The organism is Dyella nitratireducens (assembly GCF_014642835.1).
GTDB classification, from domain to species: domain Bacteria; phylum Pseudomonadota; class Gammaproteobacteria; order Xanthomonadales; family Rhodanobacteraceae; genus Dyella_B; species Dyella_B nitratireducens.
On sequence record NZ_BMJA01000001.1, the window covers coordinates 1,236,012 to 1,255,683 of the forward strand.

A 19,672-nucleotide genomic window follows, 5' to 3' on the forward strand; every position below is an offset into this window, starting at 1 on the left:
TGTATTTCCTCATGGCCGTCATTCCCGCGAAAGCGGGAATCCATTTTCAAGGATGCATCAGAGCAAGATGGATTCCCGCTTTCGCGGGAATGACGGCCACAAGGGAACATTGCTCGCTTACGCCAGCATCCACTCCGCCGCCTTGCGCGCATGAATCGCCGTGGTATCGAACAACGGTACCGCCGCATCCTGCGCACTCACAAGCATGGCGATTTCCGTGCAGCCAAGGATGATCGCTTGCGCGCCCTGCGCAACCAGGTCCGCCATGATGCGGCGGTATGCATCGCGCGACGTGTCGACGATCTTGCCCAGGCACAGCTCCTCATACACCACACGGTGCACCAGCTCGCGATCGGCCTGTTGCGGTATCAAGGTCTCAAGACCATGGCTTGCCAGGCGCTCGGCGTAGAACGGCTGCTCCATCGTGAAACGCGTGCCGAGCAGACCCACTTTATGAAAACCGGCCGCGCGAATGTCTTCCGCTACGGCATCCACCACGTGCAGCACGGGGATGCGAACCGCTGCTTCGATCGCAGGCGCCACTTTGTGCATGGTATTCGCGCAGATCACCAGCGCCTCCGCGCCCGCTCCTTCCAAGCGCACCGCCGCATCGGCCAGCACGCGGCCAGCCGCATCCCAGTCACCGGCATGCTGCAACTTGGCAATCTCGTCGAAATCGACGCTGTAAAGCACCAGCTTCGCCGAATGCAACCCGCCCAAGCTGGCCTTGATCGCCTCGTTGATCTGCCGGTAATAGGGAACGGTGGATTCCCAGCTCATGCCACCGATCAGGCCAAGCGTTTTCATCATGTGTCCTCGTTGCAAACAGCCTCTAGGGATGCTCTGATCTATTCCACGTACCCGTCACCGCACTGTATGCGTATCTCACGGTGTTCCGGCGTTGAAGGCAGACTGGCTGTCTGTCGAGACGCCGGAACACCGTGAGATACGCATACAGTGCGGCCCCAACATGTCGAATTTAAAGGACGGGGTGACATCCAGAAGGCCCGCAGGCTGCACCGCGTGGCTTGAACAGACCGCCAGTCTGCCCTGCGCCACACGGCACACCCTGCGGGCCTTCTGGATGGCATGCCGGGTGCGTGGAATAGATCAGAGCATCCCTAGCATGCCCGATGCGCCGGGCCATGGACGACGTGGATTCGAGCCATGCCTGCAGGCCACTGAAGTTTCCAGCAGCCTGGCCGATAGCCTCGATGAGCACGGCCCCGGCGCCGCGCGGCAGTGACCCGGAGACCCGCATGATCAGCAGCCAGCCGAATCTCGCTTATCTCAAAGCCGCCTGGGCGGCGCACGCCAGCATCAGCGCAGAGAACTGCCGCCAAAGCTACGACGAAGCAGGCATCTCGTTCGAACGCGTCAATCACTCCTGGATCGTGCGCAAAGACGAGACGCAAGTTTCCACGATGCCGCTGCGCTATACCCGGCAGGAACTGCGCATGGGCTTTCTGGGCCGTATCGAGATGGAAGCGCGCAAGGCCGCCGCCGAAATCGAAGCCGTACTGTTGCGCGACCTGTCGCTACCCGACGATCACATGCTGATCGTGGAGGTGGAGGAATCCATGCGCCACCTGCGCCGCCGTGGTCATCGCGCGCTGGCGATCTTCGTCGTCCCGACTGCCGCTGCGGATAGGGTCCGCCGCGTCGGCATGGAGATTCAGGCCTTTCTCGATGCACCCCGGGCATGCCTGTACGCGCATACCCTCAACACCGACGGCTATGCCGGCACCGATCTGCTGGCGGACTGTTCCAAACGTGAACGCCATCCACGTGCGTCGACGTATGGCGAACTGGGGCAGCGCATCGTGGCTACGCTACATAACGCGTTGGAAAGGCTGACGAACCAGCACGCTCCGACATAGCGATCATCAACCGCTCCCGAGCCTGCTTACAAATCATTCACGACTTTTTTACCGGCCCAAGAGGCATCGTCTCCGTTCTAGCGGGGGCAAGCGTGTAAAAAGGCGTCAAGCGTGTTGAAAGAGCTATTACCCACGGGGGCTGCTGCCACCGTGCCGTCTAGCGAGAATGTATTGAAAACCCTGCCGGTCGCGATTTACACGACCGATGCGCAGGGACGAATCACTTTCTTCAACGATGCCGCCGTCGCCTTTGCAGGACGTCAGCCTGCCATCGGCGAAATGTGGTGCGTGATGTGGCGGCTGTTCCGGCCGGACGGCACGCCGCTTCCGCACGATCAGTGCCCCACCGCGATCGCCTTGCGCGAACGGCGGCCCGTGCATGACATGGAAGTGATCGCGGAACGCCCCGATGGCAAGCGCGTGCCTTTCATGCCCCATCCCACGCCGTTGTTCGACGAGAACGGCGAGCTGATCGGCGTCATCAATACGCTGGTCGATCTGACCGATCCCAAACATGTGCAGGCGCAGTTGGAACAAGCGCAGGCACTGGCAGCACAGCAGTCGGAATCCGCCGCGCAAGACGCCGAGATGGCCGACAACCTGGGCCGCTTCAAGCGCGATTTCGAGCTGCTGGTTGGCAGCGTTACCGACTACGCGATCTTCATGCTCGATACCACGGGCTACATCACCAGCTGGAACAGCGGTGCGGAGCGGATCAAGGGCTATCGCGCCGAAGACATCATCGGCCGCCATTTCTCCGTCTTCTACACGCCGGAAGACCTGGCGGCAGACATTCCACGCCTTGCACTTACCACCGCATTGCACGGCGGGCGCTTCGAAACGGAAGGCTGGCGCGTGCGCAAAGACGGCACGCGCTTCTGGGCCATCGTGGTGATCGATCCCGTGTGGGACAACGGCCAGCTGATCGGCTTTGCCGAAGTCACGCGCGACGCCACCACCCGCCGCAACGCCGAGCTGGCGTTGTTCGAAAGCGAGCGCCGTTTCCGCGGCATCGTCAACAACGCGCTGGATGCCTTTGCGCAGATCGACGAAGCCGGCCGCGTCACCGAATGGAATCCGCAGGCGCATGAACTGTTCGGTTGGTCACGCGAGCAGGCCCTGGGCAAACCGCTAACGGCCCTGTGTTTCCCATCCAACGACACGTTTGCGTCGGAATGGCTGGTGTCGGCATGGCAAAAGAAACTGACGCGGCAAACGCATCAGCTCACCGCCATGAATCGTTCGGGGCGGCGCTTCACCGCCGAATTGAGTGCAAGCGTGCTGACGCTGGCCTCCGGTCCGCTGATGAACATCTTCATGCGCGACCTCACCCAAAAGATCCAGATGGAAACGCAACTGCGGCAATCGCAGAAGATGGAAGCGCTGGGCCAGCTGACCGGCGGTATCGCGCACGATTTCAACAACATCCTGCAGGCGATTTCCAGTTCGCTGGAGGTGGTGGAAATCATCGGCCAGCGCGAAGGATTCATCGCGGGCGACAAACATATCCAGAACGCACTCAGCAGCGTGCGCCGCGCCGCGGGGCTCACCCATCGCCTGCTCGCCTTTGCACGCCGCCAGGCACTGGATCCGCAAGCCGTGGACGTGGGCGGGCTGATCGCCGGCATGAGCGAATTGCTGCGGCATTCCATTGGTGAGCACATTGCGCTGGAACTCGCGCTGCCGGACGCCCTATGGACGGCGCACTGCGATACGAACCAGCTCGAGAACGCCATTCTCAACCTCGCCATCAATGCGCGCGATGCGATGCCGAAAGGTGGCCGCCTGCGCATCGAAGCCGCCAACATCAGCGGCAGTGATCCGAACGCGTTCAACGTGATGGATCCCGACAGCAGCTACATCAAGATCGTGGTCGCCGACAGCGGCACCGGCATGCCGCCTGACGTGAAGGAGCGCGCGTTCGATCCCTTCTACACCACCAAGCCGGTTGGCCAGGGTACGGGGCTGGGCCTGTCGATGGTGTACGGCTTTGCCCGCCAATCCGGTGGCCATTGCGTGATCGAGAGCGAACTGGGCGAAGGCACGCGCATCATCCTGCTGCTGCCGCGCTACGTCGGCCCGGTGCAGTCGCATGTGGAACTGGTAGCTACCGCGGATCGGCCGGCCGCGAGCGGCGAACATATCTTGCTGGTGGAAGACCAGGACGTGATCCGCGATGCGGTCACCGAAGTGCTGGGCAAGCTGGGTTACGAGGTGACGCAAGCGTCAGATGGCTTGGAAGGTTTGTCGATCGCGATGGCCGGCCAAACGTTCGATCTGATCATCACCGACATCGGCCTGCCCGGCGTCAACGGGCGCAGCCTGGCGGACACCGTACGCAGCCAGCAACCGTATGTACCCGTGCTGCTGGTCACCGGCTACGACCCCAGCGTGGTCCACTCATCGCCCAGTCTTCCGGCAGGCATGGCGCTGCTGTCCAAACCCTTCAACGTGGACGCGCTGAACGAGCAGGTGCGACGATTGCTTGAATGGCGTCATGCGCAACGTGAAGCAAGGAATTCATGAAATGAAACGCATCGGGTTTGCGCTGGTTCTTGCGCTGTTGACCAGTTCATCGTTTGCCGCCGGCCAGACCGCCGGCGTGCAGCACATCAATCCATCCACGCTGGGTGCGCCGCACGGCTACACCCATGTCATCACGGTGGATGGTGGCCGCACGGTGTACATCGCCGGCCAGGTGCCGCTCGATCAGCACGGCCAACTTGTCGGTGCCGGCGATTTCGCCGCGCAAGTCCGGCAGACCTTCGAGAACCTGAAAACGGCGCTGGCGGCGGGCGGTGCGAGTTTTTCCGACATCGTCGAAATGACCACCTATGTCACCGACATGTCGCAAGTGGATACCTATCGAAAGATCCGCGACGAATACATGAGCGGACCCATGCCCACCGCCAGCCTGGTGGAAGTGAAAGGGCTGTTTCGCAAGGATGTGATGCTTGAAGTAAGCGCGGTCGCCGTCGTGCCTGCGTTGCCGGCGCATTTGCCCATAAAACCGGAAGTACGTTGAGCCGCTGATACTGCACATGTCCCGTATCGCTTAAGAGCGCATGATGGGTGGTGAGCAGCCGGCATCGTGCCCTGCTGCCACTCTCCACGGCGAGGACCTTCCCATGCTCGACTGGCTGGATTACCGCAAGCAACTTATGGGCCGCATCGGCGAGATCGGCAAGCTCAGCCCCGACACCGTCGCCGGCTACCAGACCTTGTCCAAGGCCGCCCAGAAAACCGGCAAGCTGGATGCCAAGACCCGCGAGCTGATCGCCCTGGCCGTGGCGGTGACCACCCGCTGCGATGGCTGCATCACCGTGCACACCGGCGAAGCCCTGAAGCATGGCGCCAGCCACGAGGAAATCGCCGAGGCACTGGGGGTGGCCATTGCTCTCAATGCGGGCGCCGCGCTGGTGTATTCGGCCAGGGTGATGGACGCCGTGAGCGCGCACGAGGCGGGGCACTAACCCGGACTCGTAACCCGGGCACCGCGGCATTTCAAAATTCGGGGAGTCAAACGTCTCAAGTCAAGCCAGCCATGCGCTGGCCGATGACTTTGGCTACCCAACACGGTGACGTCGTGCCCATGCCCCCACAGGAAGTTGAACAGCAGTTGGCCGAATTGGCCGGCGCCATGCCGCAGCTGTTGAAAGACAGCCGGGGCGTGGAGTTTTGGATCGAGTTCATGGAGCGGGCCGATGCGATCCGCGACCGCGTATCCCTCGATCACTTTGACTGGGTGACCGAGCGCATCTACGAGGTGCTGGCCGATTACGGCATTACCCCACCTTCCCGCTGGATTCTCGCGGCAGCCGCCTGCGCCAGCTGAACGGATTCAAGGTTACCGTCCTGTGACCGATAAACCCCCAAGGTCCCAACGTTGCGGGGTCTTGGGGGCTCCATCATGACCAACTCATCCATCGTCGCAGCACTGATGCTGCACAACGAATCCTGCTCCCCCTGCCGCATGGGCGAACCGTGCGTGGTGACCGAGCGCATCCTGGACGAATGGCTGCACCGCCAGGCTCTCGCCCCGGCCGAAACGCCAGCCTGGCCTACCGAAGACGCAGCCTGAGCGCAGCCCGGTTAAGCTAGCCCCACTCCAAAAGGGAAAGTGAGGGCTTTATGCATTCGCATCCGTTATTTGGTGGATTGCTGGCGGGCATCCTGGCAATCATTCCCGCCTGGAAGATCGTTTCGAAAGCCGGCTACAACGGTGCCTGGTCGCTGTTGATCTTCGTGCCGCTGGTGAACCTCATCATGATGTACGTGTTTGCATTCAGTCAGTGGCCGATGGAGCGTGGGCGTACGTCTTAGTGTGCGCACATAAAGTGCTGTCGTCCGACGCGAAAGCTCTATAAGCACTGGAAACTGCTCCCTCCCCTGCTTGCAGGGGAGGGCCGGGGTGGGGTGACGCGAGCGAAGCTCGCTTCCGGCTATGCCGGAACAAACCCGCACCAGGATGGAACATCATCGCAAGATTGCTTCACCCCACCCCAACCCTCCCCTACTACACGTAGGGGAGGGAGCTGATCAGGCAGTTGCAACACCGCAACGACGGTTATGGCTTTCCAACCAAGCTATTTGCACTGCACACACCTTACGGCCGCGACGCCCCCAACAACCCCACCTTGTAACCCGCCTCACGCAAGCGGCCGGTGGCCTTCATGCTCAACACCACCAGAATCACCAAGTTGACGAGCGGTACGAAACACCCGATCACCAGCAACACCTTGGTACCGGTGGAGTGTCCAAAACCGCCGCAAAGGCGAAGGATGCCGATGATCGCCATGACCAGCGCGGCAAGACTCAAGACCAGCGCCAGGCCTGTGGAATTCCTCGCCGCCATGGTCACAAAGTTCAAGATGATCGAATAGATAACCAGCTTCTGCCCGCTGGCAATCTGCTGCAGATCCGCACTATCCGACGGCGAATGATCATCCACCTCGGCACGCGGTGCTTGATACGGATTCTCGTTGCTCATGCTTCCCCCTAGCTGAAAGAAAGCCTGCCGCCCGGAAGCAGCAGACACATTGAAAAATCAGACCCCCAGGCGGCCATCGAGCCCCTACCGCCAACCACCTTGTACATGTGCCCGAAGCAGCCACGCAAGCAGAACCTGCGTAGCCCCGCCTCGACCTATATTCGAAAATGTTACTTAACTACCATTGACACACAAATGTTATCTTGATACCAATGCGCACCACGGGTTGTCCGTATCTCGGGGAGGGGTTTTGGACATGAGTGGTTCGCCGTACATCCGCCGCCGTCTTTGCACGGCCGTTGCTCTGGGCCTGCTGGGTCCGCTCTGCGCCATGGCGCAAACACAAGACGGCAGCAACCAGGCCGCCTCAACCAACGCTCACGCGGCGCAACAAAAAACCGGCACGCAGCCATCGCGCAAAGCACCGCAGCAAGCGGCGCAACTGGGCACCATCATCGTCACCGCCAACAAACGCGAAGAGCGTTTGCAGGACGTACCGATGGCGGTATCCGTGCTGGACGATACGAAGCTGGAGCGCCAGAACGCTCTCAGCTTCACCGATTACGCCTCGCAGATTCCGGGGCTCAATGTGATCTCTTCCGGCGAAGGCTGGACGCAACTGGTGCTGCGCGGCATCACTTCCGGTGGCAGGCAGCCGAACGCAACCGTGGGCACGTATGTCGACGATACGCCGTTCGGTTCAAGCACGGTCTACTCGGCAGGCAGCGTGCTGACGCCGGATATCGATCCCAGCGATCTGCAACGCATCGAAGTACTGCGCGGTCCGCAAGGCACCTTGTACGGATCGAACACGCTGGGCGGCTTGATCAAATTCGTCACCACGCCACCAGACGCCACGCAAGCCAGTGCGCGTATCGGCTTCAGCACCAGTAGCGTCGATGGCGGCGGCAGCGGATATGGCGCGCATGCCACCGTCAACCTGCCCTTGATAACCGACAAGCTGGCGCTGCGTGTGAACGTGTACGACCGCGATGATCCTGGCTACATCAACAACATCACCACCGGGAAATCCCAGATCGACGAGGCCAAGGTCAGCGGTGCACGCACCCAATTGCTGTGGACACCTAACGATAAAGTGTCGGTGCGCTTTTCGGCGCTGGCACAGAATCTCAACAGCAATGGCCTTGCCAACCAGGGCATCGACATCAATCCGGCCACCTTGCAGCCGATCTACGGCTGGCCCAATCAGGCACGTGCTGCCAGCACCGGCCTGTTCAAGATCAAATACCGTCTCTACGACCTGACGGTGAACGCGGATTTCGGCTGGGCCAAGCTTATTTCCACCACCAGCTACGGCACGCTGCGCTTCAACGAGAACACCGACATCACCAGCCTCTACGGCCCGGTGTTGAATCCCTTGTTCGGGCTTACCAATGGCGGTTATTCGGAACTGCAGCCAATCGCCTTGAACAAGGTCACGCAGGAATTGCGCCTGCAATCGCCGGCGGATCAAACCTGGGAATGGCGTGCCGGCTTGTTCTTTACGCACGAGCACACCACCGACAACCAGAGCATCTTGAGCTTCGATGCCAGCACCGGCGTACCCATCGCCTTGCCGACGCTGGGCGTCATCGGCGAAGGGCCGGCGATCTTCCGGGAGTGGGCCGGCTATGGCGATCTCACCTGGCACGCCACCTCGCAATTGAGCATCCTGGTCGGCGCGCGCTACAGCAACGACTACACGTCGTATACGCAGACCAGCAACGGCCTGCTGATCGGCAACACCGACTTCACTATCCTCGGCCGTGATCATCCGGTCACGTATCTGTTCAACCCCAGCTACAAATTCAGCGATGACGTGATGGCTTATATCCGCGTCGCCTCGGGTTTCCGCCCGGGTGGTCCAAACGTAGGCGTGCCGCCTGGCCTAGGTGCACCGCTCACGTTCGACCCCGACAAGCTGGTGAATTACGAAGTGGGCCTGAAATCGCTGATGCTCGACAAGCGCATGAGCTTCGAAGGCGATGTGTTCTACATCGACTGGAGCAAGGTGCAGCTCACCACCACCGTGGGTGGCATCAGCTTTCTCGGCAATGGCGGCAAGGCGACCAGCAAGGGCGCGGAGTTGAGCTGGACGTACCGCCCACTGCGCGGGCTCACGCTATCGGCGAATACCACGTATACGAAAGCAGAGCTGGCTGCGAATACACCATCCGGCAGCATCTATGGCTTGAAAGGCGATCCGCTGCCCTACGTACCGAAGTGGAGTGCGAACCTGGGCGCGGATTACGACTTTCCGATCAGCGGTGATTGGTCCGGTTTCGTCGGCGGCAACTTCAGCTACACCGGCGCGCGCGATGCCGAATTCAATCCGGTACCCGGACCACGCGTCCGTTTGCCTGCCTACAACAATCTCGATCTGCACGCAGGCGTGAATGTCTCGAACTGGACCGTCGAGGTGTACGCCAAGAACCTGGCCAACAAGCGCGGCATCACCGCCGTATGGCCGGAAACGATCAACCCGATCGCCAGCCCGTTCCAGGCCACGTACCAGACGCCACGCACCATCGGCATGTCCGCCAGCCTGGATTTCTAAGCCCTTATCGATGCTTCCCCTGCACGGAGTTTCCGCATGAACCGCCACATAAAACGTTTGGTGGCTCTGGTTGCCGGCTTTACCGCCACCCTTGCGATGGCGCAAACGGCACCTCCGCCACCGTTAGGACCCAGCACAACAACACCGCAGCCGGTCAGCAACACGGAGACTGCACCACCGGCGATGACCCAACAGGATGTCACCGCCTTCTTCGATGGATTAGTGCCCTTCGCACTTCAACGCAGCGATATCGCAGGCGGCGTGATCATCGTGGTGAAGGACGGCAACGTGCTGTTCGCCAAGGGCTACGGTTATGCGGATCTCACGCAGCACACGACCCCGTCGCCGGAAAGCACGCTATTCCGTCCCGGCTCGATCTCCAAGCTGTTCACCTGGACGTCGGTGATGCAGTTGGTGGAGCAAGGCAAGCTGCAATTGAATCACGACATCAACGATTACCTCGATTTCAAGATCCCGCCTTACCAAGGCAAACCCATTACGCTGCGCAACCTGATGACGCATACGCCGGGTTTCGAAGATTCCGCCAAGGGTCTGCTACCGGCATCCGTGGATGATGTGAATCTGGAGCGGTATCTCAAGACGCATATTCCCGCCCGCATCTTTCCTCCGGGCGAAATCGTCGCCTATTCCAACTATGGCTGCGGTTTGGCCGGCTATATCGTGCAGCGCGTGTCCGGCGAACGTTTCGAAGACTACGTCGCAAACCACATCTTCCAGCCGCTGCACATGACGCACTCCAGTTTTGCGCAACCGCTGCCTGCAGCGTTGGCATCCATGCTGGCGAAAGGCTACAAGACCGCGTCGGATGGCACGCCGCAGCCGTTCGAACTGGTCGATCCCGCACCGGCAGGTTCCCTTAGCTCCACCGCCATGGACATGGCGCATTTCATGATCGCGCAGTTGCAGAACGGCCAGTACGACAACACGCGCATCCTGCAACCGCAGACTGCCGAGCTGATGCACAGCCAACAGTATGTGCCGGCACCCGGCATCAGCGGCTTCGATCTCGGCTTCTACCAGGAAAACCGCAACGGCCTGCGCATCATTGGCCACGGTGGCGATACCGTGTATTTCCATAGCGATCTGCACTTGTTGCTGGACAAGAACATCGGCGTGTTCATGTCGTTCAACAGTGCAGGCAGCCCGGATGCGCACGGCACACTGATGGTTCGCACGGCGATCTTCGACGCCTTCCTCGATCGTTATTTTCCGTACACGCCGCCGACAGAGCCCACGCTATCCACTGCCAAAGACGATGCCGCGAAAGTCGTCGGCTGGTATCAGGCCAGCCGCCGCAACGAAAGCGCCTTGCGCATGCTTTACCTCACCGGGCAGGTGAACGTGGGCGCACAACCGGATGGCACGCTGGTGGTGTCCTTCCTGACCGATTACGCGGGGCAACCGTTGCGTTGGCGCGAAGTGGGTCCGCTGCAATACCGCGAAGTGAATGGCCAGGACAAGCTCGCGTTCGTCACCAACCCGGATGGCAGTATCCGCTACTGGGCCACCGGTTACCTGCCCGGCGTGGAAGTGTTCCAGCGTGTGCCGGGTTTCAAGAGTCTCGGCAGTGCCGGTGTGCTGGTGGCCGTCGCCATCGTGGTGATGCTGGTGACGATGGTGATCTGGTTCGCCGGCTGGCTGGTCCGCCGTCATTACCGCCGTTCGCTCAATGTATCGCCCGCACTGCTTCGCACCCGCTTGCTATCGCGCCTCGGCACCTTGGCCATGCTGGCAAGCGTGCTGGGTTGGATCACGCTGCTGGTTGTCGCCGGCCTCGACGAAAACGTGCTGCTGCATGGCGCGGCGACACCATGGATGGTTCTGCTCTACGTGCTGGGCGTGATCGCCTTGCTGGGTGCCATCGCCATCGTCGTGCACACGTGGCGCAACTGGCGTCCCGCAGAACGCAGCCGGCTGGTACGGGTGGGCGAAACCCTGCTCGCGCTGGCAGCGCTCTATCTGTTCTGGTTCATCCTGGCCTTCGGCCTGGTCAGCTTCAGCACGCGCTACTGATAAGGGGATCTCATGACCAAGCTATGGCAGGCGCCATTGAAGCTGAGCGCATACATCGAAAAACGCCCACTGACGCAAGCGTTCCACATCACCGGCTATACGTTTACCGAAAGCGAAGTGCTGGTGGTTTGCCTGCAGGATGGCGAGCTGGTGGGACGTGGCGAAGGGCTTGGCGTCTATTATCGGCATGACACGCCGACATCGATGCTCAAGCAGATCGAAGCACTGCGCGAAAGGATCGAGCTTGGCGTCACGCACGAGCAACTGCAGGAGCTGCTTCCGCCCGGTGGCGCGCGCAATGCGCTCGATTGCGCGCTCTGGGATCTGGACGCCAAACGCCAAGGCTCCCCGGTGTGGCAGCTCGCCGGCATGCCTGCGCCGCAACCGCTGCTGACCACCTTCACCTTGAGCGCCGACGAGCCGGAGGCGATGGCGGAAAGCGCACGCCAGCTCAGCGATGCACGCGCGCTCAAGCTCAAACTGACCAATGACCATCGCAATGCGGAACGCGTACGTGCCGTGCGTGCGGCGCGTCCTGGCGCGTGGATGATGGTGGATGCCAACCAGGGCTTTACCCGCGATTCGCTGCAAGAAGCCTTGCCGGCTTTCGTGGAAGCGGGTGTCGCTGTCGTAGAACAACCCTTTCCTGTCGGCTGCGAAAACTGGCTCGATGGCTTGAACTCCCCGATTCCCCTCGCCGCAGATGAAAGCGTGCAGGATCACCGCGACCTGCAGAATCTCGTGGGCCGCGTGCAGGTGATCAACATCAAGCTGGACAAGTGCGGCGGACTCACCGAAGCATTGACGATGGCCCGCATGGCACGCGATCTTGGCTTCAAGGTGATGGTGGGCAACATGGGGGGATCGTCGTGGTCGATGGCGCCGGCATTCGTGCTGGGCTCACTGTGTGCGGTGGTGGATCTGGATGGGCCGGTTTATGTGCTTACCGATCGCACGCCGGGGGTGAGTTATCAGGATGGGCGGATCTGGTGTCCGGATGGGGTGTGGGGTGGGCCGGTGATGGCGGCGGCATAGGTGGATCAAGTCATGTTGAAGAGAGGCTGCTTCTGCATGCGACGTAGGTTGGGGTGCAAACCCCAACATCGCCATGCACGCCTACATCCGGATGTTGGGGTTTGCACCCCAACCTACGCGCTTAGCAAACACTCGATGTTGTGCGGGAAACATCAACTCGCCGGACCTGCTCCCTCCCCTACGTGTAGTAGGGGAGGGTTGGGGTGGGGTGAAGCAACCTCGCGAGGATATTTAATCCTGCCCCACATTCATTCCGGCTCAGCCGGAAGCGAGCTTCGCTCGCGGCACCCCACCCCAGCCCTCCCCTGCACGCAGGGGAGGGAGTTATTGCCCTCGCCTTGAACAGGAAAGCCGCGCATGGCCACTCCCAACAACCCGCGCGAGCGCAACTGGTTCGGCCACCCACCCGGCCTCACCATCCTGTTCCTCACCGAAATGTGGGAGATGTTCTCCTTCTTCGGCATGCGTGCGCTGCTGGTCTACTACATGACCAAGCACCTGGACATCCAGCAGGAATACGCATCGCTGATCTACGGCGTCTATGCAGCCTTCGTCTACTTCACGCCCGTGTTCGGCGGCATCGTCGCAGACCGCTGGCTGGGCAAGCGCAAGGCGGTGATCATCGGCGGCGCGACGATGGCTTTGGGGCATTTCATGATGGCCTCCGAGCCATTGTTCTATCCCGCGCTCGCCACCATCGCGTTGGGCAACGGCTTGTTTCTGCCAAGCCTGGCCAGCCAGATCGAAGGCCTGTATCGCGAAGGCGATCCGCGCAGCAAGAGTGCGTACAACGTCTACTACGTGGGCGTGAATATCGGCGCCTTTATCGCGCCGCTGATCTGCGGCAGCCTGGGCGAAGCCTATGGCTGGCATTGGGGCTTTGCGGCGGCCGGCATCGGCATGCTGACCTCGTTGGTGATTTACCTGGGTGGCCAACACCATTTGCCGCCGGAGGCCCAACGCGCCGGCACCCATCAGCCAGTGCGCGCACCGCTCGATCATTCGGCATGGCGCCGGCTGGCATTCCTGATCGGCGTGGCGGCGATCATCGTGGTATTCCGCGGCGCCTATGAGCAGGTCGGCAACACCATCGCGTTGTGGGCGGACGAAGGCGTGGATCGGCACGTCACCGCCGGCTGGAGCATTCCCATGACCTGGTTCCAGTCGCTCGATTCGCTGGTGGTGTTCACTGCCACGCCCCTGCTGCTGGCGCGTTGGGCGCGCCTGGCCAAACGCGGCATCGAGACGCCGTGGCTGCACAAGATGGCGTTCGGCGCAGCGGTCGTGGGCCTCTCCTACGTGCTGCTGGCGGGCGTATCCGCCTGGGCCGTAGCGCACGGCACGCGCGCGCACTGGGCCTGGCTTACCGGCTGGTTCGTGCTGATGACGCTGGGCGAGCTGTACATCCTGCCAGTGGGCTTGGGATTGTTCGGCCGCATGGCGCCGGACGGTTTTCGCGCCACCTGCATCGCCATCTGGTTCTTCGCCGGTTTCTTCGGCAACTTGCTGGCCGGCGCGCTGGGTACGTTATGGAGCCCGCTGTCGCACGGCTGGTTCTTCATGCTGATTGGCGGCGTGGCCGGTTTGGCCGCCCTGCTCCTGTACGTAGTCGGCCTGCGCCTGGGGCAGGTGGAAAAGCGCGAGAATGCAGGCTTGGCCGCCATGCTCTCCCGGTAAACCGATGACGACAATTCAGAGTCTGTTTTCATATGCCAAGCACGCCTCGTTGCGTCTGAGTGGCTGTCAGGCGACAGCACGCGGCTTGACCAGACAGCCAGTCTGGCGCTGCGCCACGCGCTGCCGCCTGACAGCCACTCAGGCACAACGTGGAGCACTTCGCACATGAAAAAAGCCTCTACGGACCTGCAACACATGCTCAAGGATCGCTGGGACAGCTTCACCGCGTCCGAGCAGAAGATCGCCCACTACTTGTTGCACAACATCCGCGACCTGCCGTTCGAAACCGCCGCGTCGCTGAGCAAGCGCGTCGGTGTCAGCCCCATGACCGTCGGCCGCTTCCTGCGCGCCCTCGGCTACGACGGCGTCAACGAGCTGAAGGAAGAACTGCGCGGCGACGGTACCTGGCGTCAACTCTATAAAGAACCGGAACAACCCAAAGACACCGACGCGATTGCTGCCCATCTGCAATCGGAAATCCGCGCCCTCACCGACGTGCATGCACTGGTCGGCAGCAAGGAATGGAAATCGGTGATGAAGCTGCTGATGACGGCCGACCGCGTTTCGATCGCCAGCTTCCAGCACGCGGCCTTTCTCGGTCAGGGCTTCGCCAAAACGCTGGAACAGTTACGCGCAAACGTGTCGTTTCATTCCGGCAGCGACGGCGCCTACATCGACATGCTGCTCGACTCCACCCGCAACAGCTGCGTGGTGCTGATCGACATGCGCCGCTACTTCAAGCAATTCCGCGTGATCGCCGAAGAAGTGGTCGCACGCGGCATTCCGCTGGTGATGATTACCGATACGGATTGCTACTGGGCGCGCGAGCTCACCCCGCATGTGCTGATGATCCAAGCTAGTTGGGTATGGCATAGCTACAGCGCCTACATGACCTTGTTCAGCCTGCTGGCCACGTCGTTCGTGCAGGAGGCCAGCGAGGACGTGATGGAGCGGATTGGGGACATCAATGCGCTGCGGCAGAAGTTGGTGGGGTATATGGGTACGGGGACGCGTGAGCCTTCTGCTGGGGGTAGCGGCCAGGTGGGTAAAGCCAAAGGTAGGCCGCGGAAGTCGAGCTGAAAGCCTTAAGGGCGCCCTGAGCAGTACCGGATTCGTCGTCCCGGCGAACGCCGGGACCCAGTGTCTTTGCGCACTTGGAAAGTCGCTGGGCCCCGGCGTTCGCCGGGGCGACGATTATTCCGCGCATCCTTAGGCTGACACCCAGGCTTGCTCATAGCCTCAACCTTTCATCCCTTCATCAGCACCCACTCCTGCAAGCCAGCCGTTCAAACGCCTGCTTGAAGACGCTCAACACGCAGCGCCCATACGAAACGTGTCACCAGGGATAAAACGACCTGTCTTATCGGCCATCAACCCCATGAGGTAGCCCGTATGCACACAGGAGAGCAATACCACCGTTTATGTTGAATCTGCCCCGGGATCGGGCGGTGCGAGACAGGTTTCAGAAGATGGCGCTACATCTTCTCCCTGCAGGCGCCGACATACTCGACTTCGGGGCTGGCACCGGGATTGATGCCAAAGCGTTTGCCGCCAACGGGCACCGTACGTTCGTGTACGAGCCGTCGGAAGCGATGCGCGACTATCTGGCGCGTCATTGCCACGACGAAATCGTCCACGAAAGCGTCGTACCGGTGTCGTCCCCGCTCGCCTGCGAGGTGCAAGCGGTGACGGCCGACTTTGCCGTGCTCAATCATTTTGCCGATCACACGCTGCTGTTTGAAGAGCTATCGCACGTGGTACATCAAGGCGGCTTTGTCCTGGCCAGCATGCTCAACCCTTATTACCTTGGCGATGCGCGTTACGGCTGGTGGCGCAAGAACCTTATAAATCTCGTACGTCACGGCCACTACGCCATCCCCAGTGAAAGCCGTATCCATCGATTCGTGCCTCGTGCGGTAGCGCGGGCAGCCGCACCGTATTTCAGGCTGGAACGCCTTACTCCGCGCGGCTTCGGGTTGGCGACCAACTTGTACATGTTCCTACTATTTCGGCGATTCTGAGATGCTGAAAGACTGGATAAGACCGCTCGTCCGCCCCCTACCGCAATGGTCTCCGGTCGCCATTACCCCGCCGTCGCGAGTGATCACCGCTACGTTGCGATGGAACGGCAAATCGACGGACGTTACGACCGACCACACGGTGGCCTCGCTCAATCCGCTTGTGATCGCCACCAGTCTCGATGCCGGTGACCACGCCCTGCTCGAGTACAGCGATAACGCAACGGGAAAGACGCTCGGCGTTTTGCAGCTGACAAAAACCGGATCAACCGCTGCGGGAACAGCATCCATCATGCTGTACCACGTGACGGCCGGTGAACACCGCTGTCTTGCATGGCCTCGGCGCTCGTGGAATGCATGGCTTCAGAACCGGAGCATGTTGAAAAATCGCGCATCCAACCACTTGAATATGGAGCCCGCAGCCGCCCAGCAACTCATGATCGCGTATCTGTACCCCCGACCGGTCATCCTGGTTTCCGTGGATGCACCGGGCCACCAGAATATTTTTCCGATGGATTTGATTGGCCCGCTCGATCGGAGCGGACTTTTCTCGCTCGCACTGCGCAGTACCAACGTTTCGCAATCGGTCATGCGCGAGGTACGCAAGGTTGCCCTGTCCACCATCCCTGCATCGATGAAGACGATCGTCTACAAGCTTGCCGAGCACCATAAGCAGCCGCTGCAAGATTGGAGCGCGCTTCCATTTACCGTTCGACCATCGCGGGAATTTGGTATCCCTGTTGTTGCTCAGGCACCACGCGTCCGGGAATTGACCATCGTGCATAGCCAAGAGATTGGCATACACACGTTTTTTCTGGGGCGTGTCAGTTCCGATGAAAATGTCGCGAAGGGTGACCAACTGCATCACACGGCGGGTTTCCATCAGGCTTACCGCCGTAAACGTGCTGTGCCGTTTACCGAGGCCTGACTCATATTAGGGTGGTGCTTGCAGCAATACAGCTTATTCGGATGTACGCCAAACGTGGCTCTGGCGAACAGCTTGATTGCGATGCCCCTGACTCAACGTCCGCGTCGATGCAATTCAGAGCGAGTCGTCATTCCGGCGAACGCCGGAATCCAGTCAAGAATGGTGTGCGCAGCACACAACATAAAGGTTTCGTGTGCTGCGCACGGCGTATTTAAACTGGATTCCGGCTTTCGCCGGAATGACGGATATTGGACTCCTGGCGAGAGCGTCCAGGCATGTTTTTTTATTGACTCCGCATCAAAGGCGGTTTGCGGCTTAACCTGAGAGAGTCACAATGTTGACATAAATCGGGGCCATAACGATGATGCGACGGCATGCAAGATCGTTGGCCTTTGCGGCGGAATGCAGCTCGCGCTGTGCCAGCCTTGCATCGACAGGCGCCAAAGCAGAAACACGCCAATAGGGGGCTCCATGCACGCTAGTTTTCCGGCTCTTTTCAGCCTCATCTTTATTTTTATTGGAATAGGCATCATCAGCTTTGGCCGAAATACGGCGGCCAAGGCAAAGCAAAGCATGTCCTGGCCAACGACCGAGGGGGAAGTTGCGCATTCGGCGATTCTTTATCAAACGGATACTTCCGCTACGACAGACAATGCCACAACGTATAAGGCCGACGTCGTCTATCGCTATAAAGTACACGGCAAGAGTTACACATCTTCCAAAATCTCGTTTTTGGATCTCGCCGCAACAACCGGACGCGCGGCAAGCATCGTGAGCCGTTATCCCGACAACTCCGTAGTGCAGGTCTACTACAACCCCACCGACCCTGCGGAATCAGTACTGGAACCCGGCGACGCAAGCGGAATTCAGTTTCTATACCTGCTCGGTTCGATATTCGGTGCGGCTGGGCTTTTCTTTTTGATCATGAGTTTGACGGGGCACGTGCACGTTCATTGACCGATGATGGGAAACCCATGGTCCATCCGGCAATCGATAGAAGCATGTGCACTGCGCCAGGGAGCAGCGCATGACACGGCATAACATGGCAAGCGTGGTTTTTATGGTACTCGCCATTCTATTGAGCATGGCGGCCCGTGCAGACAAGCCTACTCTCCAAGCGCACAGCGCTTACCAGACGATTGTCCCGCTGACTGTGGTGCCCTACCCGTGCGTATCCGTTGCAGCAACGGGCGCACGCATTCTGCTAGCGAAAGACGATCTGGTGGCACTCAGCACCAGCGGCGCGCAAGACTCCAGTCAAAGCGATAAACAGCGCATGGCCTTCCTTGCCGTGGGGCGCGCCAGCCGGTTGCTAAGCAAGGTAACGCCTACCCAGGACGATCTCGGGTGCGCCGTCATCTCGCTCGACATATCGATGGAAGATCGTGACACCTTGTTTGTGATCAGTGAATTACTTGAAGAAGGCAAAGCGGCGGTCGTGCGCGAGGGAAGGCGAACTCCCGAGCTAAAGATATTCGTGGATCACGCCAGCAGTTCGATCATGGGATCGGAAAACTTTCGGTTTGCAGATGGCACGCCGTTCCTTTCGCTGACCACGTGGGTGAGCGAGGCGACCATCAACATCAAACATGGTCTCGTCATCAACGACCTGGCAAACGCTGCCGCCCAGGTGCGGCACACCTCCTCCATGGGTGTGCCGCGGTAACGATCATGCGGACCCTGGCGCCTTACCTGTGCAGTTCGTACCGAAGCATGGCTGCACATTCGTCGAGAAAATGGATCGCCACCAGCAAGCTGGCGTAGGTCGATGCCGGCAACGGCCACGAAAGCGGCTGCACCGACAAGCCACTGGTTACGGCTTCGTCAAAGGCATCGCTGTCAGCGAGTAGGCATCTGATGACAAGCTTTACCTGCTCGATGCACGCGATCGCGGAGCCAATTTCCAGTTGCACTATCTCTTCGTCGTCTACCGCATCCGGCGGATTGCCGGTAGGACGGGTAAACGGGTTATCGGGGAGCCCCGATGGGCGTGCGGGTGCCTTATGATCTGGCTCAGCCATATCAACTAGTCCTCTTAGTTGGTTGGTTAGCGGGTCGTGGGAGGTGATGACTCTCACGATCCGCGCTTCTCACAGCATTGCTGCCATGGCCATCGATGTCGCCACACAAGACCGCATCGATGGCGAGCCGAACGTAACAAGTCCGCGAAAATGTGTATGTAGGCGTTTGCCGTTTTTGTGATTGTACGAAGCAACGCGAGATATGACGGCGTGATTTGAAACGCAGAAGGGCGGCCGAAGCCGCCCCTCTCTATCTCACGTAGTAATGCCGCCCTGCACCGTCGAAGTTGCCGGTTCGCATGCAACAGTTCTTGAAACAACCTCGCAGAACCGCCAGGGCATGGATCGTTACGGCCGAGTTTCTCGAAACAACGCCTTGTTGCCGTGAACGACGCGATCGCCTTTCTTGACGCGCTGCTCGGAGGGATAGCCTTTACGGCGTTTACTACTGCGCTCGAAAGCTGAAATTGTTGGTTGACATGGCACATCTCCTTTTGTGTCGTTAAGGCATCGATCGACCATCATGCTTTTC

At 60.2% G+C, this 19,672-nt stretch carries 19 protein-coding genes; 16 read left to right on the forward strand and 3 right to left on the reverse strand.

Going from position 1 to position 19,672, the window contains the following annotated elements:
- Positions 1-117: 117 nt before the first annotated feature.
- Positions 118-807: an aspartate/glutamate racemase family protein gene (locus tag IEX75_RS05815; protein WP_188794339.1), complete on the reverse strand. Its 690-nt coding sequence runs from the start codon at positions 805-807 to the stop codon at positions 118-120.
- Between the two features lie 452 nt (positions 808-1,259).
- Between IEX75_RS05815 and IEX75_RS05820 the strand changes: the two genes are divergently transcribed.
- From IEX75_RS05820 to IEX75_RS05850, 7 genes are all read left to right on the forward strand, one after another.
- Complete coding sequence (locus IEX75_RS05820) at positions 1,260-1,880, forward strand: hypothetical protein (protein ID WP_188793273.1); 621 nt, start codon at positions 1,260-1,262, stop codon at positions 1,878-1,880.
- A 111-nt stretch (positions 1,881-1,991) separates the two neighbouring features.
- Positions 1,992-4,406 (forward strand): hybrid sensor histidine kinase/response regulator, encoded by a 2,415-nt coding sequence (locus IEX75_RS05825; RefSeq protein ID WP_188793275.1) that lies wholly within the window; start codon positions 1,992-1,994, stop codon positions 4,404-4,406.
- Position 4,407: 1 nt separating this feature from the next.
- A complete protein-coding gene (locus IEX75_RS05830; protein ID WP_188793277.1) occupies positions 4,408-4,905 on the forward strand; it encodes a RidA family protein in 498 nt (165 codons plus the stop codon).
- A 103-nt stretch (positions 4,906-5,008) separates the two neighbouring features.
- Positions 5,009-5,353: a carboxymuconolactone decarboxylase family protein gene (locus tag IEX75_RS05835; RefSeq protein WP_188793279.1), complete on the forward strand. Its 345-nt coding sequence runs from the start codon at positions 5,009-5,011 to the stop codon at positions 5,351-5,353.
- An 83-nt stretch (positions 5,354-5,436) separates the two neighbouring features.
- Positions 5,437-5,715, forward strand: a complete 279-nt coding sequence (locus IEX75_RS05840) for a hypothetical protein (RefSeq protein WP_188793280.1) — start codon at positions 5,437-5,439, stop codon at positions 5,713-5,715.
- Positions 5,716-5,790: 75 nt separating this feature from the next.
- The gene (locus IEX75_RS05845) at positions 5,791-5,961 is read left to right on the forward strand and encodes a hypothetical protein (RefSeq protein WP_188793282.1); all 171 of its coding nucleotides are present in this window, start codon (positions 5,791-5,793) and stop codon (positions 5,959-5,961) included.
- A gap of 50 nt (positions 5,962-6,011) precedes the next feature.
- A complete protein-coding gene (locus IEX75_RS05850; RefSeq protein ID WP_188793284.1) occupies positions 6,012-6,203 on the forward strand; it encodes a DUF805 domain-containing protein in 192 nt (63 codons plus the stop codon).
- Positions 6,204-6,486: 283 nt separating this feature from the next.
- On the opposite strand, the gene IEX75_RS05855 is transcribed toward IEX75_RS05850, so the two are convergent.
- Positions 6,487-6,870, reverse strand: coding sequence for a hypothetical protein (locus tag IEX75_RS05855; RefSeq protein ID WP_188793286.1), 384 nt, complete (start codon positions 6,868-6,870; stop codon positions 6,487-6,489).
- A gap of 256 nt (positions 6,871-7,126) precedes the next feature.
- Between IEX75_RS05855 and IEX75_RS05860 the strand changes: the two genes are divergently transcribed.
- The 9 genes from IEX75_RS05860 (at position 7,127) to IEX75_RS05900 (ending at position 18,785) form a co-directional block, all read left to right on the forward strand.
- Complete coding sequence (locus IEX75_RS05860) at positions 7,127-9,427, forward strand: TonB-dependent receptor (RefSeq protein ID WP_188793287.1); 2,301 nt, start codon at positions 7,127-7,129, stop codon at positions 9,425-9,427.
- Between the two features lie 36 nt (positions 9,428-9,463).
- Entirely contained in the window at positions 9,464-11,461 is a 1,998-nt protein-coding gene (locus tag IEX75_RS05865) for a serine hydrolase domain-containing protein (protein ID WP_188793288.1), read from the forward strand.
- Positions 11,462-11,473: 12 nt separating this feature from the next.
- On the forward strand, positions 11,474-12,496 hold the full coding sequence (locus IEX75_RS05870) for a dipeptide epimerase (RefSeq protein WP_188793289.1): 1,023 nt from the start codon (positions 11,474-11,476) through the stop codon (positions 12,494-12,496).
- A gap of 357 nt (positions 12,497-12,853) precedes the next feature.
- Positions 12,854-14,173 carry a peptide MFS transporter gene (locus IEX75_RS05875; protein WP_188793290.1) on the forward strand — a complete coding sequence of 440 codons (1,320 nt, stop codon included), beginning with the start codon at positions 12,854-12,856 and terminating at the stop codon, positions 14,171-14,173.
- Positions 14,174-14,338: 165 nt separating this feature from the next.
- Positions 14,339-15,253: a MurR/RpiR family transcriptional regulator gene (locus tag IEX75_RS05880; RefSeq protein WP_188793291.1), complete on the forward strand. Its 915-nt coding sequence runs from the start codon at positions 14,339-14,341 to the stop codon at positions 15,251-15,253.
- Between the two features lie 389 nt (positions 15,254-15,642).
- A complete protein-coding gene (locus IEX75_RS05885) occupies positions 15,643-16,194 on the forward strand; it encodes a class I SAM-dependent methyltransferase (protein ID WP_229720648.1) in 552 nt (183 codons plus the stop codon).
- A gap of 1 nt (position 16,195) precedes the next feature.
- The gene (locus IEX75_RS05890; RefSeq protein WP_188793292.1) at positions 16,196-17,119 is read left to right on the forward strand and encodes a flavin reductase; all 924 of its coding nucleotides are present in this window, start codon (positions 16,196-16,198) and stop codon (positions 17,117-17,119) included.
- 471 nt (positions 17,120-17,590) lie between these two features.
- Positions 17,591-18,076 (forward strand): DUF3592 domain-containing protein, encoded by a 486-nt coding sequence (locus IEX75_RS05895; RefSeq protein ID WP_188793293.1) that lies wholly within the window; start codon positions 17,591-17,593, stop codon positions 18,074-18,076.
- Positions 18,077-18,161: 85 nt separating this feature from the next.
- On the forward strand, positions 18,162-18,785 hold the full coding sequence (locus tag IEX75_RS05900) for a hypothetical protein (protein WP_188793295.1): 624 nt from the start codon (positions 18,162-18,164) through the stop codon (positions 18,783-18,785).
- Between the two features lie 22 nt (positions 18,786-18,807).
- On the opposite strand, the gene IEX75_RS05905 is transcribed toward IEX75_RS05900, so the two are convergent.
- Positions 18,808-19,140 carry a hypothetical protein gene (locus tag IEX75_RS05905; protein WP_188793297.1) on the reverse strand — a complete coding sequence of 111 codons (333 nt, stop codon included), beginning with the start codon at positions 19,138-19,140 and terminating at the stop codon, positions 18,808-18,810.
- Positions 19,141-19,672: the final 532 nt, after the last annotated feature.

Excerpts from the sequence above, each read along its gene's own strand:
- IEX75_RS05895 (WP_188793293.1), top strand. The coding sequence starts at position 17,591 with ATGCACGCTAGTTTTCCGGCTCTTTTCAGCCTCATCTTTATTTTTATT.
- IEX75_RS05880 (WP_188793291.1), top strand. The coding sequence starts at position 14,339 with ATGAAAAAAGCCTCTACGGACCTGCAACACATGCTCAAGGATCGCTGG.
- IEX75_RS05840 (WP_188793280.1), top strand. The coding sequence starts at position 5,437 with ATGACTTTGGCTACCCAACACGGTGACGTCGTGCCCATGCCCCCACAG.
- IEX75_RS05845 (WP_188793282.1), top strand. The coding sequence starts at position 5,791 with ATGACCAACTCATCCATCGTCGCAGCACTGATGCTGCACAACGAATCC.
- IEX75_RS05865 (WP_188793288.1), top strand. The coding sequence starts at position 9,464 with ATGAACCGCCACATAAAACGTTTGGTGGCTCTGGTTGCCGGCTTTACC.
- IEX75_RS05885 (WP_229720648.1), top strand. The coding sequence starts at position 15,643 with ATGGCGCTACATCTTCTCCCTGCAGGCGCCGACATACTCGACTTCGGG.
- IEX75_RS05905 (WP_188793297.1), bottom strand. The coding sequence starts at position 19,140 with ATGGCTGAGCCAGATCATAAGGCACCCGCACGCCCATCGGGGCTCCCC.
- IEX75_RS05900 (WP_188793295.1), top strand. The coding sequence starts at position 18,162 with ATGGCAAGCGTGGTTTTTATGGTACTCGCCATTCTATTGAGCATGGCG.
- IEX75_RS05815 (WP_188794339.1), bottom strand. The coding sequence starts at position 807 with ATGAAAACGCTTGGCCTGATCGGTGGCATGAGCTGGGAATCCACCGTT.
- IEX75_RS05830 (WP_188793277.1), top strand. The coding sequence starts at position 4,408 with ATGAAACGCATCGGGTTTGCGCTGGTTCTTGCGCTGTTGACCAGTTCA.
- IEX75_RS05860 (WP_188793287.1), top strand. The coding sequence starts at position 7,127 with ATGAGTGGTTCGCCGTACATCCGCCGCCGTCTTTGCACGGCCGTTGCT.
- IEX75_RS05835 (WP_188793279.1), top strand. The coding sequence starts at position 5,009 with ATGCTCGACTGGCTGGATTACCGCAAGCAACTTATGGGCCGCATCGGC.
- IEX75_RS05875 (WP_188793290.1), top strand. The coding sequence starts at position 12,854 with ATGGCCACTCCCAACAACCCGCGCGAGCGCAACTGGTTCGGCCACCCA.
- IEX75_RS05850 (WP_188793284.1), top strand. The coding sequence starts at position 6,012 with ATGCATTCGCATCCGTTATTTGGTGGATTGCTGGCGGGCATCCTGGCA.
- IEX75_RS05820 (WP_188793273.1), top strand. The coding sequence starts at position 1,260 with ATGATCAGCAGCCAGCCGAATCTCGCTTATCTCAAAGCCGCCTGGGCG.
- IEX75_RS05890 (WP_188793292.1), top strand. The coding sequence starts at position 16,196 with ATGCTGAAAGACTGGATAAGACCGCTCGTCCGCCCCCTACCGCAATGG.
- IEX75_RS05870 (WP_188793289.1), top strand. The coding sequence starts at position 11,474 with ATGACCAAGCTATGGCAGGCGCCATTGAAGCTGAGCGCATACATCGAA.
- IEX75_RS05855 (WP_188793286.1), bottom strand. The coding sequence starts at position 6,870 with ATGAGCAACGAGAATCCGTATCAAGCACCGCGTGCCGAGGTGGATGAT.